Source organism: Arthrobacter sp. SAFR-044, assembly GCF_059414985.1.
Map to the genome: position 1 here is coordinate 41228 of NZ_JBPFDN010000019.1, position 14574 is coordinate 55801.

The 14574-nt window shown below is 66.0% G+C and carries 11 protein-coding genes and 1 pseudogene; 6 read left to right on the forward strand and 6 right to left on the reverse strand.

The genetic code is table 11. The annotated features are described in order from the left end of the window. Positions 1-60: 60 nt before the first annotated feature. Both ACR65J_RS20110 and ACR65J_RS20115 read right to left on the reverse strand, forming a co-directional pair. Positions 61-1089, reverse strand: a complete 1029-nt coding sequence (locus tag ACR65J_RS20110; protein ID WP_440172417.1) for an L-idonate 5-dehydrogenase — start codon at positions 1087-1089, stop codon at positions 61-63. Further along, on the reverse strand, positions 1086-2480 hold the full coding sequence (locus ACR65J_RS20115) for an MFS transporter (protein ID WP_440172419.1): 1395 nt from the start codon (positions 2478-2480) through the stop codon (positions 1086-1088). Before ACR65J_RS20115 ends, ACR65J_RS20110 begins: the two co-directional genes overlap by 4 nt. Before the next feature lie 179 nt (positions 2481-2659). Here ACR65J_RS20115 and ACR65J_RS20120 point away from each other — a divergent pair, with 179 nt between their 5' ends. After that, positions 2660-3385: a GntR family transcriptional regulator gene (locus ACR65J_RS20120; protein WP_440172421.1), complete on the forward strand. Its 726-nt coding sequence runs from the start codon at positions 2660-2662 to the stop codon at positions 3383-3385. 147 nt (positions 3386-3532) lie between these two features. Then, complete coding sequence (locus ACR65J_RS20125) at positions 3533-7210, forward strand: TM0106 family RecB-like putative nuclease (RefSeq protein ID WP_440172424.1); 3678 nt, start codon at positions 3533-3535, stop codon at positions 7208-7210. A 20-nt stretch (positions 7211-7230) separates the two neighbouring features. Here ACR65J_RS20125 and ACR65J_RS20130 read toward each other — a convergent pair whose 3' ends face one another. The 3 genes from ACR65J_RS20130 to ACR65J_RS20140 form a co-directional block, all read right to left on the reverse strand. Further along, entirely contained in the window at positions 7231-7575 is a 345-nt protein-coding gene (locus tag ACR65J_RS20130) for an acylphosphatase (protein WP_440172426.1), read from the reverse strand. A 106-nt stretch (positions 7576-7681) separates the two neighbouring features. Next, the gene (locus tag ACR65J_RS20135) at positions 7682-8623 is read right to left on the reverse strand and encodes a pullulanase X25 domain-containing protein (protein ID WP_440172429.1); all 942 of its coding nucleotides are present in this window, start codon (positions 8621-8623) and stop codon (positions 7682-7684) included. A gap of 260 nt (positions 8624-8883) precedes the next feature. Continuing rightward, positions 8884-9945: an adenosine deaminase gene (locus ACR65J_RS20140; protein ID WP_440172432.1), complete on the reverse strand. Its 1062-nt coding sequence runs from the start codon at positions 9943-9945 to the stop codon at positions 8884-8886. Between the two features lie 311 nt (positions 9946-10256). Here ACR65J_RS20140 and ACR65J_RS20145 point away from each other — a divergent pair, with 311 nt between their 5' ends. Beyond that, on the forward strand, positions 10257-10928 hold the full coding sequence (locus ACR65J_RS20145; protein ID WP_440172434.1) for a transglycosylase family protein: 672 nt from the start codon (positions 10257-10259) through the stop codon (positions 10926-10928). A 182-nt stretch (positions 10929-11110) separates the two neighbouring features. Here ACR65J_RS20145 and ACR65J_RS20150 read toward each other — a convergent pair whose 3' ends face one another. Beyond that, the gene (locus ACR65J_RS20150) at positions 11111-11698 is read right to left on the reverse strand and encodes a hypothetical protein (protein ID WP_440172436.1); all 588 of its coding nucleotides are present in this window, start codon (positions 11696-11698) and stop codon (positions 11111-11113) included. Positions 11699-11854: 156 nt separating this feature from the next. Here ACR65J_RS20150 and ACR65J_RS20155 point away from each other — a divergent pair, with 156 nt between their 5' ends. The 3 genes and pseudogenes from ACR65J_RS20155 to ACR65J_RS20165 all read left to right on the forward strand — a co-directional run bounded on the left by ACR65J_RS20155 (position 11855) and on the right by ACR65J_RS20165 (position 14128). Then, entirely contained in the window at positions 11855-12769 is a 915-nt protein-coding gene (locus ACR65J_RS20155; protein ID WP_440172438.1) for an MSMEG_6728 family protein, read from the forward strand. 3 nt (positions 12770-12772) lie between these two features. Next, positions 12773-13647: pseudogene (locus tag ACR65J_RS20160) on the forward strand (NAD-dependent epimerase/dehydratase family protein). An 85-nt stretch (positions 13648-13732) separates the two neighbouring features. Continuing rightward, a complete protein-coding gene (locus ACR65J_RS20165; protein ID WP_440172441.1) occupies positions 13733-14128 on the forward strand; it encodes a DUF1622 domain-containing protein in 396 nt (131 codons plus the stop codon). Positions 14129-14574 lie beyond the last annotated feature (446 nt).

Here is a 14574-nt window from a genome sequence, read left to right on the forward strand (position 1 = left end):
TAGGTCGCAGTAGATGTCGTTTTGAGCGCTCAGAACGACATCTACTGCCAGTCAGTTGGGTCAGTCCGCGCTGAGGCGGAGCATGACCTTGCTGCTGTTGGCGTGGGGATCCACGGCGGTCCGCATCGCTTCCTCGGCATCATCAATCCCGAACTTGTGGGTGATGACGGGCGTTACCTCCAGGCCGTTGGCCATTGCGCGGAGCGCGTCGGTGATCTCGTCGACGAACCGGTAGGACCCGATCCAGGTGATCTCGCGGGTGACCAGGTCCCCCAGGGCCGAGGCGGCCGGCGCCCCCGGCAGGTTGCCTACCTGGACGATGGTGCCGCCGCGGGCCGTGGCCCGCAGGACGCCGCCAAGCACCGCGGGGATGCCGGTGGCCTCAAAAACCAGTTCGACGTCCGTCGGAAGCGGGTTGTTGGAAACGTTGAGCACCTCGTCGGCGCCCATCGCCCGGGCGATCTCCAGGGACGCGTCACTGATGTCCGTGGCGATCACGGTCCGGGCACCGGCGTACTTGGCGGCGGCGGTGACCAGCGACCCGATGGGGCCGGCACCGTTGACCAGCACATCGCGGCCTTCAAGGCTTCCTGCGCGGCCGACCGCATGCATGGCGACGGCGAGCGGTTCAGCCAGTGCTCCCCGGAGGGTGTCCACGCCGTCAGGAAGGGGACGGACCTGGAATGCCTTGGCGAGCTTCCGTTCGCTGAAGCCGCCGTCCGTGTGCGGGTCGAACGCGGCCGAGCCGAAGTAACGGATCTGCGGGTAGAGGTTGGTCCGGCCCTGCAGGCGCTCCGGCATGGTGCCGTCCCCCACGAGTTCGGCGGGGTGCACCGTGACGGGCTGACCTACTTCGAGGTGTTCGACGCCGGCACCGAGCTTGGCGATGCGGCCCGCCACCTCGTGCCCCAGGACGAGCGGTGACTTCAGCGCCGCCGTTCCCGAGGCTCCGTGGCGCCAGTACGAAAGGTCACTTCCGCAGATGCCGCCCCACTCGACGTCGAGCACTACTTCTCCTGGCCCGGCAACGGGTTCCGGCCGCTGGTCAATGCGGAGGTCGTTGGCGCCATGGACCACAACGGCTTTCATACGGCGTCCTCGAGGCGGACCAGGTCGCGGCCGCGGACCTCGGGGCCGACGGCGGCGGAGACCAGGGTGATCAGCGAGTAGCCAATGAGCATGGCGGCCAGCGGCCACCAGTGTCCGGTGACAGCGGTGAGGGTGGCTGCGAGCAGGGGCCCGATCGCCGTGGCAAGAATGCCGCCGATTTCCTTGGCGAGGGCCAGTTGGGTGAAGCGGGTGCGGGCTCCGAAGAACTCAGCCATGGTGACGCTTTCCATGGCGAACAGGCTCAGGACGCCGAGGTTCAGGCCGATGACCATGGCGATGGTGATGATCGCTGTGTTGCCGCTGGTGATCATCAGCATCATGGGGATGGCGAACACGGCAGTCAGGGCGCTGAGGGCCAGGTAGAGGGGGCGGCGGCCAAAGCGGTCTCCGAGGAGGCCGATCACGGGGATGGTGACGAAGCCCAGCAGGGAGCCGTACATGATGGCGTTGGTTCCCACCGTTTTGTCCGCGAGCAGGACGGTGGCCAGGTAGCCCACCAGGAAGGTCTGGACGAGCCCGGAGTTGCCGGCCTGCCCGAAGCGCAGGCCCAGGGCAATCAGGAACGACTTGCCCTTCTTCTGGTGCAGCGCGGCCTCGATGGTGCTGGTTCCGGCGAGTTCCGGTGCCTTTGCGGCGGTCTTGATCTTGTCCTTGGTGAGGGCCACGCCGTCGACAACGTCGGCGCGCTGTTCGAAGACGGGGCTTTCCTTGATGGAGCGCCGGATCCAGACGGCGAACAGCATAATCACGAAGCTGGCCAGGAAGGGAATGCGCCAGCCCCAGCTCAGCAGATCCTCCTGCGAGAGCGAGGCCACCAGGATGGCCCACAATGCCGAGGCGCCCAGGGTTCCGGAGTTGGTACCCAGGCATACCAGGGACGAGATGATGCCCCGACGGCGGGCAGAGGCGAATTCCGCGAGCATCACGGTGGCACCGGCGATTTCCGCGCCGGCGCCGAAGCCCTGGATGAGCCGCAGGGCCACCAGCAGGATCGGTGCCCAGATTCCCACCATGGCGTACGTGGGAAGCACGCCGATCAAGGTGGTGGAGGCGCCCATCAGGGCGATGGTGATGTAGAGGACCTTCTTGCGGCCGATCCGGTCACCCATGCGGCCGAAGTAGACGGCGCCGAACAGGCGGGCAACGTAGCCCACGCCGTACGTAGCCATTGCGGCGATCAGGCCGATGACGGGGCTGACGTCCGGGAAGAAGATCTTGTTGAAGACGATGGCCGCGGCCAGGGAGTACAGCTGGAAGTCCATGAATTCCATGGCGGTGCCAAGCCAGCCGGAGATGGCGACCTTGGCGAGGTCCCGGGTGCTTCGGGCTTCGGCCTGTCCGGTGGTGGGCGGCGCAATGCTTTCGGTCATCAGTTGCTCCTTTGCAGGTGATGCGTGTCGAAGGGGATAAGAGCGTTGGAGGGGAATGTTTTACAGCTGCTGGCTGTCGGAACGGAGCCAAGTGGTGGGCCGCAGTGACCGGCAGCACGTCGTTTCTACTACCATACAAGCACTACCATTCTAGTGTGTCAACACGTTAGAATGAGGCCATGCCAACGGACAAAAGAGGGGCTGCCCCCCGGCTCTCGGTGCGGGACCAAACCCTTGAAACGCTTCGCCGCCGGATCATCTCGCTGCAGCTGCCACCGGGTGAGCCACTGTCCGAAAATGAACTGGCCCAGGAACTCGGCGTCAGCCGCACGCCGGTGCGCGAAAGCCTGATCCTGCTCCGCGAGGAGGGCCTGGTCCAGGTTTTCCCCCAGATCGGGTCGTTCGTCTCGCTCGTCGACCTGGGACGCGTGTCCGAAGCCCAGTTTGTCCGTGAGGCCATCGAATGCGCCTCGCTCCGGGACCTGGCGGTGGACAGCGCGGGCATTGCCGGGCTGCGGGAGATCCTGGAGGCACAGTCGGACGCAGATGGACGCGGTGACGTGGAGGAATTCTTCCGACTGGATGAGGACTTCCACCGGGAGCTGCTGCGGCTGGCAGGCCATGAATCCGCCTGGACCGCTGTCAACTCCGCAAAGGCCCACCTTGACCGGGCCCGCCGCATGAGCCTGCTGGACACCCGGCCGGTGTCCACCCTCATCGAGCAGCACACCGCCGTGGTGGACGCGCTCGAAGCCAACAACCTGTCCGATGCAGACAACAGCCTGCGCCTGCATCTGCGGGCTGTCTTCGAGGACGTCCAGCGGATCCAGGAGGCAACGCCCGAGCTGTTCTCCGACGGCTCCGCCCGGCGTCCCACCCGGCGGAGCGTTGCCCGCCTTACCTAGCAAGACTTGGCGAGTGCGGTGGGCAGCGTCGCGGCCGCCGGGGTCGGGACGCTGCCGGCGGGGACACGTTTTGTCAGCCCCTCTTGCTACGTTTGATTCCAGGCCAGGGGAACCCTCCTCCGGCCCGCGAACAGTTGGGGAGGCCCCGTGTTTCTGCTCGACGCCGCCGGTGCTGATGCCGGACCAGGCGCGCCGCCGGACCTGGTCTTTTCGGCCAGCGACCTGGTGGCAGCCAGCGAGTGTGAATACCGCACGCTCCGCATCCTGGACGAAAAGCTGGGCCGCACCGCCAAGGCAGAGTTTCCCGCTGACGAGATGCAAAAGCGCGCCGGTGAACTGGGCGACCGGCATGAGCAGACCGTCCTTGCCAGCCTGGTGGCCAAGTACGGCGAATGGGATGCCAGCCGCGGCACCGGCGTGTATTCCCTGGACCGCGGCCAGAACCTGCGCGGTGATCTGCAGGCCAAGCACGCTGAAACAGAACTCGCCCTCCGTTCCGGGGCAGATGTGGTTTTCCAGGCCACGTTTTTCGACGGCGGATTCCTGGGCTACGCGGACTTCCTGGTCAACGAGGCTGCCGGGACCGGCAACCCCGGCCGCTACGAGGTGTGGGACACCAAACTTGCCCGCCATGCCAAAGTCGGGGCGCTGCTGCAGCTTGCCGCCTACGGTGACCAGCTCCTGGGGATGGGGCTGGAGCCCTCCCCGGTCGTCACACTGGTCCTGGGAACGCGGGTGGGTGACGACTGGCTGAGGAGCAGCCACTCCCTGCCGGACCTGCTGCCCGTCTTCAGGGAACGACGCCGGCGCTTTCGCCAGCTCACAGCCAGCCACCGGGCCGGCGACGGCCCGGTGCAGTGGCAACAGCCAGGCATCGTTCATTGCGGCCGCTGCGATTACTGCGCCGAGCAGGTGAAGGCGCACCGTGACCTGTTGATGGTGGCGGGCATGTCCGTGGTCCAGCGGCGGAAACTTCATGAATCCGGCATCACCACCATCGATGAACTGGCGGCCATGCCCGCCGCCGACGCAAGGAATTCCCTGGTCCGGCTCCGGGCCCAGGCCAGGATGCAGCTGGGCCTGGACCGCCCATCAGGTTCCCGCACCTTCATCAAGGACGGTGAACCGCGCACGGTCTCTTACACCGTCCTTCCGGAGAACTCGATCGGCTCGCTTCCCGCCCCCAGCCCCGGGGACATCTTCTTCGACTTTGAGGGCGATCCACTGTGGCAGGATCCTGCCACCGGCGCCTGGGGCATCGAGTACCTCTTTGGCGTCATTGAGGCCCCGGTGCCAGGTGCCGCAGGTGATCCGGTGTTCCGGCCGTTCTGGGCGCATTCCCGCTCCGGCGAGCGGCGCGCCTTCCTCGATTTCCTGGACTACGTGGAGCAACGCCGCGCCGCCTACCCGGACATGCACGTCTACCACTACGCACCGTACGAAAAGACTGCGCTGAGGAACCTCTCCCTCGCGCACCAGGCCGGCGAGGACACAGTGGATGCCTGGCTGAGGCAGGGGCTGCTGGTGGACCTGTACGCCACTGTCCGGCACTCCCTCCGCATCTCGGAAGCGTCTTATTCCATCAAGAAGCTGGAACCGCTCTACATGGGGGACAACCTCCGGTCCGGGGAGGTCAAGGACGCCGGCGCCTCCGTGGTTGCCTACGCCGCCTACTGCGCCGCCCGTGATGAGGGGCGGCAAGAGGATGCCCATGCCATCCTGGCTTCAATCTCGAACTACAACCAGTACGACTGCCTCTCCACCCTCCGGCTCCGGGACTGGTTGCTTCAGCTGGGGCAGGACGCCGGGGTCCCCGGAGAGCGTGGCCTTGGCGCAGCCGAGGCGCTTGATGCGGCAGGCGGCGGACGGCACGCTGCGCCCGGCCGGGTCCAGGTTCCGGACGCAGGAACTGCCAATGATGAGGCATCCAAGGCACCTGCGTCGCCTGAGGAAGCCAGGCTGCGGGCGTATCTTGCAGCCCTGCCGGACCACCGCCCCTGGACCGATGACGAGCGGGCCATCGCCATGGTGGCCGCCGCCACCGGATACCACCGCCGCGAGCGCAAGCAGTTTTGGTGGCAGCACTTCGACCGGGTTGAGGCACTGTTGGATAACTGGTCCGAGCAACGGAACGTGTTCGTCGTGTCCTCGGCGGAAGTCGTGTCGGACTGGGCCCTGGCCAAGCCAAGGGAACGGATGCGCACGCGCGTCCTGAAGCTCCGCGGCACCATGACGGAGGGCTCGGACTTCCGCCCCGACTCCAACTGGTGCCGCCTGTATGACGCACCTGGACCTGATGGAATGACCGATCCCCAGGCCGCATCCGGGGCCAGGGCTTTCACGTTCGGGACCCGGATCAGTGAGCTGGAAGCGGCGACGGACAGCCCGGAACACCTGATCACCATTGCGGAGCGGGAGACCGGAAAGGTTCGGGCCTACCCGCACCTGCCGGTGGCCCTGACCGAGGACCAGCCCCTGGCCACGGCAAGTATTGAGGCGGCCATCGCGGCGATAGCCCAGGCCGTCGGCTCCTCCGTGCCGTCCCTCCCCGCACAACCGGGCCTGGACATCCTGCGTAAGCTGCCGCCGCGATTCCGTTCCGGGCAAGGACCAGCTGAAGTGCTGCAGGGTGAAGACGGCACCGCTGACTATGCAGGGGCGATTACCGGATCGCTGCGGGACCTGGACCACTCCTATCTGGCCGTCCAGGGGCCGCCAGGCACGGGCAAGACCTTCGTTGGTGCCCACGTGATCGGCAGGCTGGTGGCTGAGGGGTGGAAGATCGGAGTTGTGGCCCAGTCGCACAATGTGGTGGAGAACCTGCTGTGCCGGGCCATCGACGTCGGCCGGGTGGACCCCCAGGTGGTTGGCAAGAAACTGGCCGCTCCACACCAGGTTCCCTGGAGCCGTACGTCGGAAGGGGACGTAGCCAGCCTGCTGGCATCGCCTGGCGGATGCCTGGTTGGCGGCACCGCATGGACCATCACCGGCAAGGAAGTCCCGGCAGGGTCGCTGGATCTCCTGGTCATTGACGAGGCCGGCCAGTTCTCGCTGGCCAACACCTTGGCGGTGTCGGTGGCAGCCAAGCGGCTGCTCCTGCTGGGCGACCCGCAGCAGCTCCCGCAGGTTACGCAGGGCACGCACCCCGAGCCCGTCGATGAGTCTGCGCTCGGCTGGCTTGCTGCCGGCCACGCTACCCTGCCCGCCAGCCTGGGGTACTTCCTGGCCGACACGTGGCGGATGCATCCGGAGCTGTGCCGGGCGGTATCCAACCTCAGCTATGAAGGAAAGCTGCACTCCGCTCCTGCCGCTTCCCTCCGCGAACTGGAGCAACTTGCCCCGGGCGTGGAGACCGTGCTGGTCAAGCACGCGGGCAACACCACAGCATCCAAGGAAGAGGCAGCGGAAGTGGTTCGACAGGCCCGCCGGCATCTTGGCCTGAAGTGGACCTGCGGCCCGGAGAAGGTGTCGCGTCCCCTGGAACAGCAGGACCTGCTGGTGGTGGCTGCCTACAACGCCCAGGTCCATCTGATCCGTAAGCACTTCGCAGAGGCCGGGCTGCCGGACGTGCGGGTGGGTACCGTAGACAAGTTCCAAGGCCAGGAAGCACCCGTGGTGCTGGTCTCCATGGCGTGTTCGGCGGTGGCCGAGGCCCCGCGCGGCGCGGAGTTCCTGCTGAACCGGAACCGCATCAACGTGGCCGTGTCCCGCGGACAATGGCGCGCCGTGATCATCCGCTCCCCCGAGCTCACCAGCTACATGCCGCACAAGCCCGCGGCGCTGGAGGAACTCGGCGCCTTCATCGGCCTAAGCCCCCGGGAGTAACCCCACAGCATGAGGCGCCGTCAGCGCGCCCGGAATCCGCCGAACGTCCCCTGGGCAGCTGAAAAGTCGGACTCAACCCGCTCCACCCGGCCAGGAGTCCGGTCCGACCTGAGCCAGTCCAGGAGCTTCCGGACCTGGGGTTCAGCGCCTTCGGCAACCACGGAGACCGAACCGTCGTCGAGGTTGCTCACCTCGCCGGATAATCCCAGCTCCTCCGCTGTGCCCATGGTCCAGTAGCGAAAGCCCACCCCCTGGACCATTCCAAACACCCGGGCATCAAGCCGGACATTATCCTGGGCCGAACCGCCGCGCGCTGAATCTCCGTCCGCTGAATCTCCGTGCGCTGAGCCTGCGTGCCTGCCCATGGTGCTCCTCCCCCGGACCTTGCCACCTCCCCGGCCAGGTCGCAGTAACCGTCGCTACAAAGCCCGAGAGACAGATACTGCGACCCGACGTGAGGAGGTGCAGCGGTTAGTTGATGGTGATATCGCGGGTGGCGTGGTTGTAACGGATGGTCACCGTGCCACCGGCGTGGTGCAGCTCATGGTTCGGGCCGTCGAACGTGCCGTAAGCACCGTAGTTCTCAGTCCAGGAACGGTTCAGGGCGATCTTGAACGTGTAGAAGCCCGCGGGAAGCTCGGCGCTCTTCTTCCACAGCTGGTCCAGGAAGTCGAATTCCATCTGCGCTTCGTCATACTGCGGCGCCCAGTTCTCCGGTGCACCCAGGATGGTGTTGAAGTCACCGGCCACGGCCACGGCCTCGGGCTGCGGCAGGGTTTCCACGTCCGGGCCCTCCAACGGTTCGGCAGCAGCATCAGCGGGAGTCGACGCAGCTGCGGCCTTCTCCTTGGCTGGAGCCTTGCCCTTGCGGACGGCGGCCACCACAGGCTCGACGGCATCTTCGATCGCCTTGGCTGCCTTGCCCACAACAGAGGCCGCCTTCTTGGCCGGGGCCTTCCTGGCGGTCTTCTTGGGAGCTTCTTCCGTCTTGGCGGGAACCTCAAGCGTGGCCGCAGCGGCGGAGACGGGGCGGACAAAGCCTGCGGGAGCCGTGGGAACCGGGGTGTCGGCAGGGACGGGAGTACCGGCGTCGAGCGCGGCTGCGAAGGAGTCCGCGTCGGGGAAGGCAACAGTGGCGCGCATGCCGTCCTCGGTGATGGTCCAGCCCGAGCGGCCCTTGACCAGCCAGCCGGCCTTGACCAGCTTGGCAGTGGCCGAGGTGAGGGTCTTGTGCCCACGCGGGATGCCGCCGCTGAGGAGTTCGGACTCATGCTCGTTGAACGGCACCCGGGCGGTTGCCTCCGCCAGGACCTGGCCCGCATTCAGTGCATCGCCGGACCACACGCCTTCGGTCAGGACATCCAGGACGGTCTTGAGTCGAAGGTAAGTGTTTTCTGCGGTGGACTTGGCCATGTTTCCCCTTATATAAAAGCGATCGGTCTTAGGCATCTTGCCAACTGCCTATTAAATCGCGCGACTTTAATTGGTTAACTCTGCGTGTCGTGACCGACTGTGAAGCGGATGGTGCCGCAAGTGAGGCGGAGGTCTCGGGTAAGGGCTGTCTGCATAACCCTCAAGCGCCGACATGGGTGCTGCCTTGCACTCCCCAGACACGCCTGCGGCAATAGTTTACCGGGCAAAAAGCCGTGCTGTTGCGCCCGACACAGCGGTGGTCAGTCGGACACTTCCCGCCCGTTCAACTCCGCCAGCAGTTCCGCCTTACGCTCCTCCGAGGCGAAGGAGGAGTGGACGGAGTTCGCGGCCAGTCGCGCCTTGTCGAAATCGGAGAGGTCAAACACCGAGGTGAGCTGCGCAAAGTTGTCATCCACGTAGCCGCCAAAGTACGCAGGATCGTCTGAGTTGACCGAGACGTTCAGTCCGGCTGCCAGCATGGCGGGCAGTGGATGGTCGGCGAGGGTGTCAACGGCACGGAGCCTGACGTTGGACAGCGGGCAGACTGTCAGGGGAATGCGGGCGTCCACGAGGCGCTCCACCAGGTCGGGGTCGTCCATGCAGCGGATGCCATGGTCGATCCGCTCCACGCCCAGGATGTCCAGGGCTTCGATGATGTACGACGCCGGGCCCTCCTCCCCCGCATGCGCAGTCAGCCGCAGGCCTGCTTCACGCGCCTTCGCATACAGCCGCTCGAACTTGGAAGGCGGGTTTCCCACCTCGGCTGAGTCCAGCCCGATGGCCCCGATGGGTGCATCCATCGCCAGCAGCCGGCCCAGGACTTCCAGTGCTGATTCCTCCGGCAGGTCACGCAGGAATGCCGCGATCAGAATGGTGGAGATGCCAAATTCCTCCTCAGAGGTTGCCAGCACGGAGGCCACGCCCTTGACGCACGCCTCCAGGGGAATGCCTCGGGCGAGGTGCGCCTGCGGGTCCATCATGATCTCCGCGTGCCGGACCCCGGCGGCAGCAGCCCGCTCCAGGTACGCCCGGGTCATGTCCGCGAAGTCCTGCTCAGTGCGCAGCACCGCCATGTTGGCGTAGTAGAGGTCCAGGAAGGACTGCAGGTCGGTGAACTCGTACTTTTCCCGGAGCTCGTCCAGTCCGGAGTACGGGAGCACGATGCCGTTGCGTTCGGCCAAGGCAAAGATGAGCTCAGGCTGCAGCGTGCCCTCGATGTGCAGGTGCAGTTCAGCCACCGGGAGGGGCTTGGCAGGGACCGCAGGTTCCGCGAGGTCCACTTCGGTTTCGGGCATGATGCTGCCGCCGGGAGAGTTGTCCATCCGGTCAGGATAATGCCCCACCCGGTTTCGCGCCTGCCCGCACTCCTGGAGGGGACCTCTGCTCAGACGCCGTTCGCGCCAAGGCGCACACTCAACACGCCAGCTGGAATCTCGATTTGATAACGCCCGAACGATGTCTTAGCGTGAAATGCATGCCCGTTCGGCGGGCTTTTTGATTGCCCGGTGCTGCCTCCACCAGAACTGCCCAGCGGCAGCCACCGACAGTGACCTCTATTCGTCAGGGGCGGGCAGTGGCGCGACGATCTCCGGGGACGGAACCAGCGCTGGTGGCCTTCAGGAGCATCACCACCATGAAAAACACCAAATTCCGTACTGCCGCACGCCGCGGAGTTACCCTGGCCGCCGTCTCCGCGGCAGGTTTGGCCCTTTCAGCCACGGCGGCCAACGCAGCGACCCCCACCTCCACCTGGGATGCCCTCGCGCAGTGCGAAAGCGGCGGGAACTGGTCCACCAACACGGGCAACGGCTTCTCCGGCGGCCTGCAGTTCACCTCCAGCACCTGGTCCGCCTACGGCGGAACCGGCTCCCCCGCGGACGCCAGCCGTGAACAGCAGATCGCGGTAGCCGAGCGCGTCCAGGCCTCGCAGGGTTGGGGCGCCTGGCCGTCCTGCTCGTCCCAGCTCGGATTGAGTGGCGGCGGCGGAGCACCGGTGCAGAGTGCCCCCGTGCAGAGCGCACCCGTCCAGAGTGCCCCCGTGCAGAGCGCACCCGTCCAGAGCGCACCGGTCCAAAGCATTCAGGTCCAGAGCGCTCCTGTCACGCAGGCACCCGCGCCGCGGCACGTAACCTCAGTTCCGCTGAGCGGCGAGACCTACACGCTGCAGGCCGGGGACACCTTGAGCATCGTTGCCCAGAAGCTTGGCATCCAGGGCGGCTGGCAGCACCTTGCCGACGCGAACCTGGACACCATTTCGGATCCGAACCTCGTGTTCGAGGGACAGGTCATCCAGCTCCCCGCGTAAGACCCGCGGACGTTGCACCCGCGGCGATGGCCGCGGCGCCTTTCCAAGGCGACACAAGCAGGTCGGCGATAGACAAATTCCGTTGACCAAAGAACGACGCCGGCACACCCCCACAAGGGATGTGTCGGCGTCGTACTTTAATCAGTGCGTCCCTGCCGCAGTGGGCGGCAGGCCCGGGCTGGTCAGCTGGCGGGGAGCTCGCGGACGATCCGCACCTTCCAGGCGGACTCGTCGCTGGTGTCCAGCAAGGCGACGGTGCCATGCGCAAGATTCAGGGCAACCCGCTTGACGGCCAGCAGCTCCAGGTAAAGGTGCTCGTTCATCCGGCTGGGGGTGTCGATCATGTACTTGACGGCATCGCGCAACTGACGGTAGTTGGCGCTGCGTTCGCGGTGCATGTGCAGTTCCAGCGCGGACTGTTGCTTGAGCCGCGGCTCGTGCCGGTTGAGCAGGGTCACGGCGGCGTGTACTGCAACTACGAGGGTCAGCGAGACGCCGTAGATCCACCAGCCGCTGGAGAGCAGGAACAGGGGCAGGTTTCCGATGGCCACGAGCGCGATGACCACCCTGAGGGCAGCGATACGGCGGACCGTGCGGGCAACGGCAGCCATGCCATCGCGGAACCGGTGCTGATCCTTGCGGGCGGCGGCGGGATCGATAATGAACTCATCGAGAACCAGGATTCCCTGGGCTTCCGGGCCCAGCATCTGTCCGTAGCGAGGCAGCGCGGTGCGGGCGTGGTCGACGGCTTTGTCAGTTGTAAATGTCATGAGTGAGCTTCCAAAACGCGGGGGTGGTTGCGGTGATCTTAGTGGTTTAAGCTGGGAGCCGTATGCAGGTGTCCATTATTTGGACATGAGGGGCCAGTACGTGTGGCTGCGGGCACAGCAATTGGCACTTCCGCCGGGGACCGTCAGACTGAATGGATGCAAACCTTCCTCCCGTACCCTGACTTCCGCCAAAGCGCCAAAGCCCTGGACACCGCGCGGCTGGGCAAACAGCGGGTTGAAGCGCTGCAGACCCTCCGCGCCTTGGTGATTCCGGGCTACGGCTGGCAGACCCACCCGGCAATCCGGATGTGGATGGGCCATGTGCCCGCCCTCACCATGTATGGACTGGCCATGGTGGACGAATGGATGGAGCGCGGCCACCCGGACAACACCCGCGCGAACATTGCAGAGTTCGCGCCGCAGGCACCACATCCTGACTACGCCGCCAAGATTGTGATGCCGCCGTGGCTCGGGGACCCAGACTTTCACCTGAGCCACCGTTCCAAGCTGGTGCACAAGGAACCGAAGTTCTACACCCGCGTTTTCCCGGACGCGATTCCAGACATGGACTACGTCTGGCCTGAGCCGCGCCACGAGTTCCTGCCGCAGGAGCCGGAGGGGGACATCCTTTGGATCCTGCGGGGGCCGCATGACGATGTCGACCCCCAGTCCCTTACCACCGTGGCACTTCCGGCAGTGAACCGGAGCGCTGCTGCCGCCACGTCCGCCGGGGAGGACGGCTACTCCCCCGTCTACGTTGACGATGGCTCCCGCCGGCCGTCCCGGGCTCCCAAGAAGGCGCCGCCCAGGCCGCAGGCGAAGAAGCCCACCCGCAAGCGGTTGGCGCAGGAGGAGGCCTTCCGGACCCTTCCGGGAAAGACGCCGGTGGCTGTTCCCTTCGAGAATGGGGCCAGGTTCGCCGTCGGACAGGTTGTGGGGCGTCCCCTTACCCTCGATGACGGCCGGTTCGGCAGGAATTTCGAAGTCATTGAGATCATTGACCGCTCGGCATTCGCTTACCCTGCCCTACTGCAGGACCCTCGCGTGTTCTTCCCGGTTGAGGCACCGTAGGCCATGACGGTTCTATTGGCGGGGTGCGGGGATCTGGGTACGGAGGCGGGGCTTCGGTTTGCTGCCCTGGGCCACCGGGTCGTGGGGTGGCGGCGTTCCCCCGCGAAACTGCCGGCCGTCATCGAAGGTGCCGCAGCTGACCTAACGTCCGGTGACCTGCCGCCGGTCCCCGCGGACACCACCGCCGTCGTCGTCGCTGTTGCTGCTGACTCCCCTGCCGAGGACGCATACCGCGCTGCGTATGTACGCGGCGTGGAAAACGTCCTCGATGCCCTGGAACGGGACCAGGTGACGCCGGAGCGGCTCATCTTTGTATCCTCCACTTTGTATCCTCCACCGCCGTTTACGGGGACGCGGGTGGCGGCTGGGTGGACGAAGCCACCGCCCCCGATCCGGTCGGATTTTCCGGGCGGGTGTTGGTGGAAGCCGAGGAACTCCTGCAGGCGAGGCTGGCGGGAACCGGCACTGCCCGCGTCTCGCTCAGGCTGGGCGGCATCTACGGGCCGGGCCGGACTCGCCTGATTGACCAGATTAAGACGGGCTCTGCCGTGATCCCGGAGGACGTGCGCTACACCAACCGGATCCACCGCGACGATGCCGCAGCCGCCATCGTGCATCTGGCCACGATGGAACCCGTGCCCGGGCCCGCATATATCGGAGTGGACAACGAGCCAGCCGATTTGGGTTCCGTGTTGCGCTTCCTGGCGGCAGAACTGGGGCAGCCCTCACCGCCTGTTGGCGATGCCGGTCCCGCCCGCGGGGGCAACAAGCGCTGCCACAACGACTTGCTCCGCAGCACAGGGTTTACCTTCACGTTTCCGACGTTCCGGGAAGGGTACAGGGACGTTATAGCAGGGAACGGCGTCCGCCACCCCTGACCGGGGCTGTCGTCCCGTAGTGACTGCCAGGGTGGGCCGCGGAGTGGAATTTCGCGGGGACGCCTGGCCCGATATAAGGCAGGGCATGGAATTCCGGCAGATCATTGAGACGGTTGGGCAACTGGTCGACTTCGCAGGAGTCGCGGTGATGGTGATCGGTGCGGTGGTGTCCCTTCCGATGGCACTCCGGGGCCATCAGCCGCGGCAGCTACCACCGGGCGCGGAAAAATTGAGCTTCTACCGCTCGTACCGGCAGCTGCTGGGCAGATCCATCCTGTTAGGCCTCGAACTGCTCGTGGCCGCCGACATCATCCGCACCGTCGCCGTGACACCCACGTTCGTCAGCGTCGGGGTGCTGGCCGTCATCGTGCTGATCCGGACCTTCCTCAGCTTCTCCCTGGAGCTGGAGATCACCGGGCGCTGGCCGTGGCAAAAGGAACCGTCAGCGGCCCGTGCTGGTTCCACCGCCGCGGCTGGCTGAGGTCCGCTGCCCGGGTTTTCCACATAGGGGTTTTGGGTGGTCTTCATTGTCAGTGGTGGCTGGCAGAGTGGGATTATGGAGGCCATTGGGGAGCAGTTTGGTGAGGCGTACGGCGGGAAAGCGTACGACGCCGGGAGCCGGCTGCCGCGCCCGGCCCACCTTCTCGCGGTCCCCGACGCGCAGCCCCCAGAGGGCGGCCAGCCTTCACATAGTGAACAGCCCTTTGGGGGCGGCCAGCCTTCACGCAGTGGACAGCCCTTTCAGAGTGGACAGCCTTCACGCAGTGAAGACCCTTCAGGGCAAGCCCAGGGCCTTCAGCTTTCGGTAGCTGCCGCCACGCCGGACGGGCTCAGTCAGCTCGGCGGGCAACTTGCGGCCCTTGCCCTGGCCGCCCCGGACGTGCTGGCGTCCGCCTCCTATGTCGAAGCCGCCGAATTCGCCGCCCG

What these genes read in the sequence shown, in the direction of transcription:
- ACR65J_RS20110 (WP_440172417.1), bottom strand. Translation starts at nt 1,089, where the DNA reads ATGAAAGCCGTTGTGGTCCATGGCGCCAACGACCTCCGCATTGACCAG.
- ACR65J_RS20145 (WP_440172434.1), top strand. Translation starts at nt 10,257, where the DNA reads ATGAAAAACACCAAATTCCGTACTGCCGCACGCCGCGGAGTTACCCTG.
- ACR65J_RS20165 (WP_440172441.1), top strand. Translation starts at nt 13,733, where the DNA reads ATGGAATTCCGGCAGATCATTGAGACGGTTGGGCAACTGGTCGACTTC.
- ACR65J_RS20120 (WP_440172421.1), top strand. Translation starts at nt 2,660, where the DNA reads ATGCCAACGGACAAAAGAGGGGCTGCCCCCCGGCTCTCGGTGCGGGAC.
- ACR65J_RS20150 (WP_440172436.1), bottom strand. Translation starts at nt 11,698, where the DNA reads ATGACATTTACAACTGACAAAGCCGTCGACCACGCCCGCACCGCGCTG.
- ACR65J_RS20115 (WP_440172419.1), bottom strand. Translation starts at nt 2,480, where the DNA reads ATGACCGAAAGCATTGCGCCGCCCACCACCGGACAGGCCGAAGCCCGA.
- ACR65J_RS20135 (WP_440172429.1), bottom strand. Translation starts at nt 8,623, where the DNA reads ATGGCCAAGTCCACCGCAGAAAACACTTACCTTCGACTCAAGACCGTC.
- ACR65J_RS20140 (WP_440172432.1), bottom strand. Translation starts at nt 9,945, where the DNA reads ATGGACAACTCTCCCGGCGGCAGCATCATGCCCGAAACCGAAGTGGAC.
- ACR65J_RS20130 (WP_440172426.1), bottom strand. Translation starts at nt 7,575, where the DNA reads ATGGGCAGGCACGCAGGCTCAGCGCACGGAGATTCAGCGGACGGAGAT.
- ACR65J_RS20155 (WP_440172438.1), top strand. Translation starts at nt 11,855, where the DNA reads ATGCAAACCTTCCTCCCGTACCCTGACTTCCGCCAAAGCGCCAAAGCC.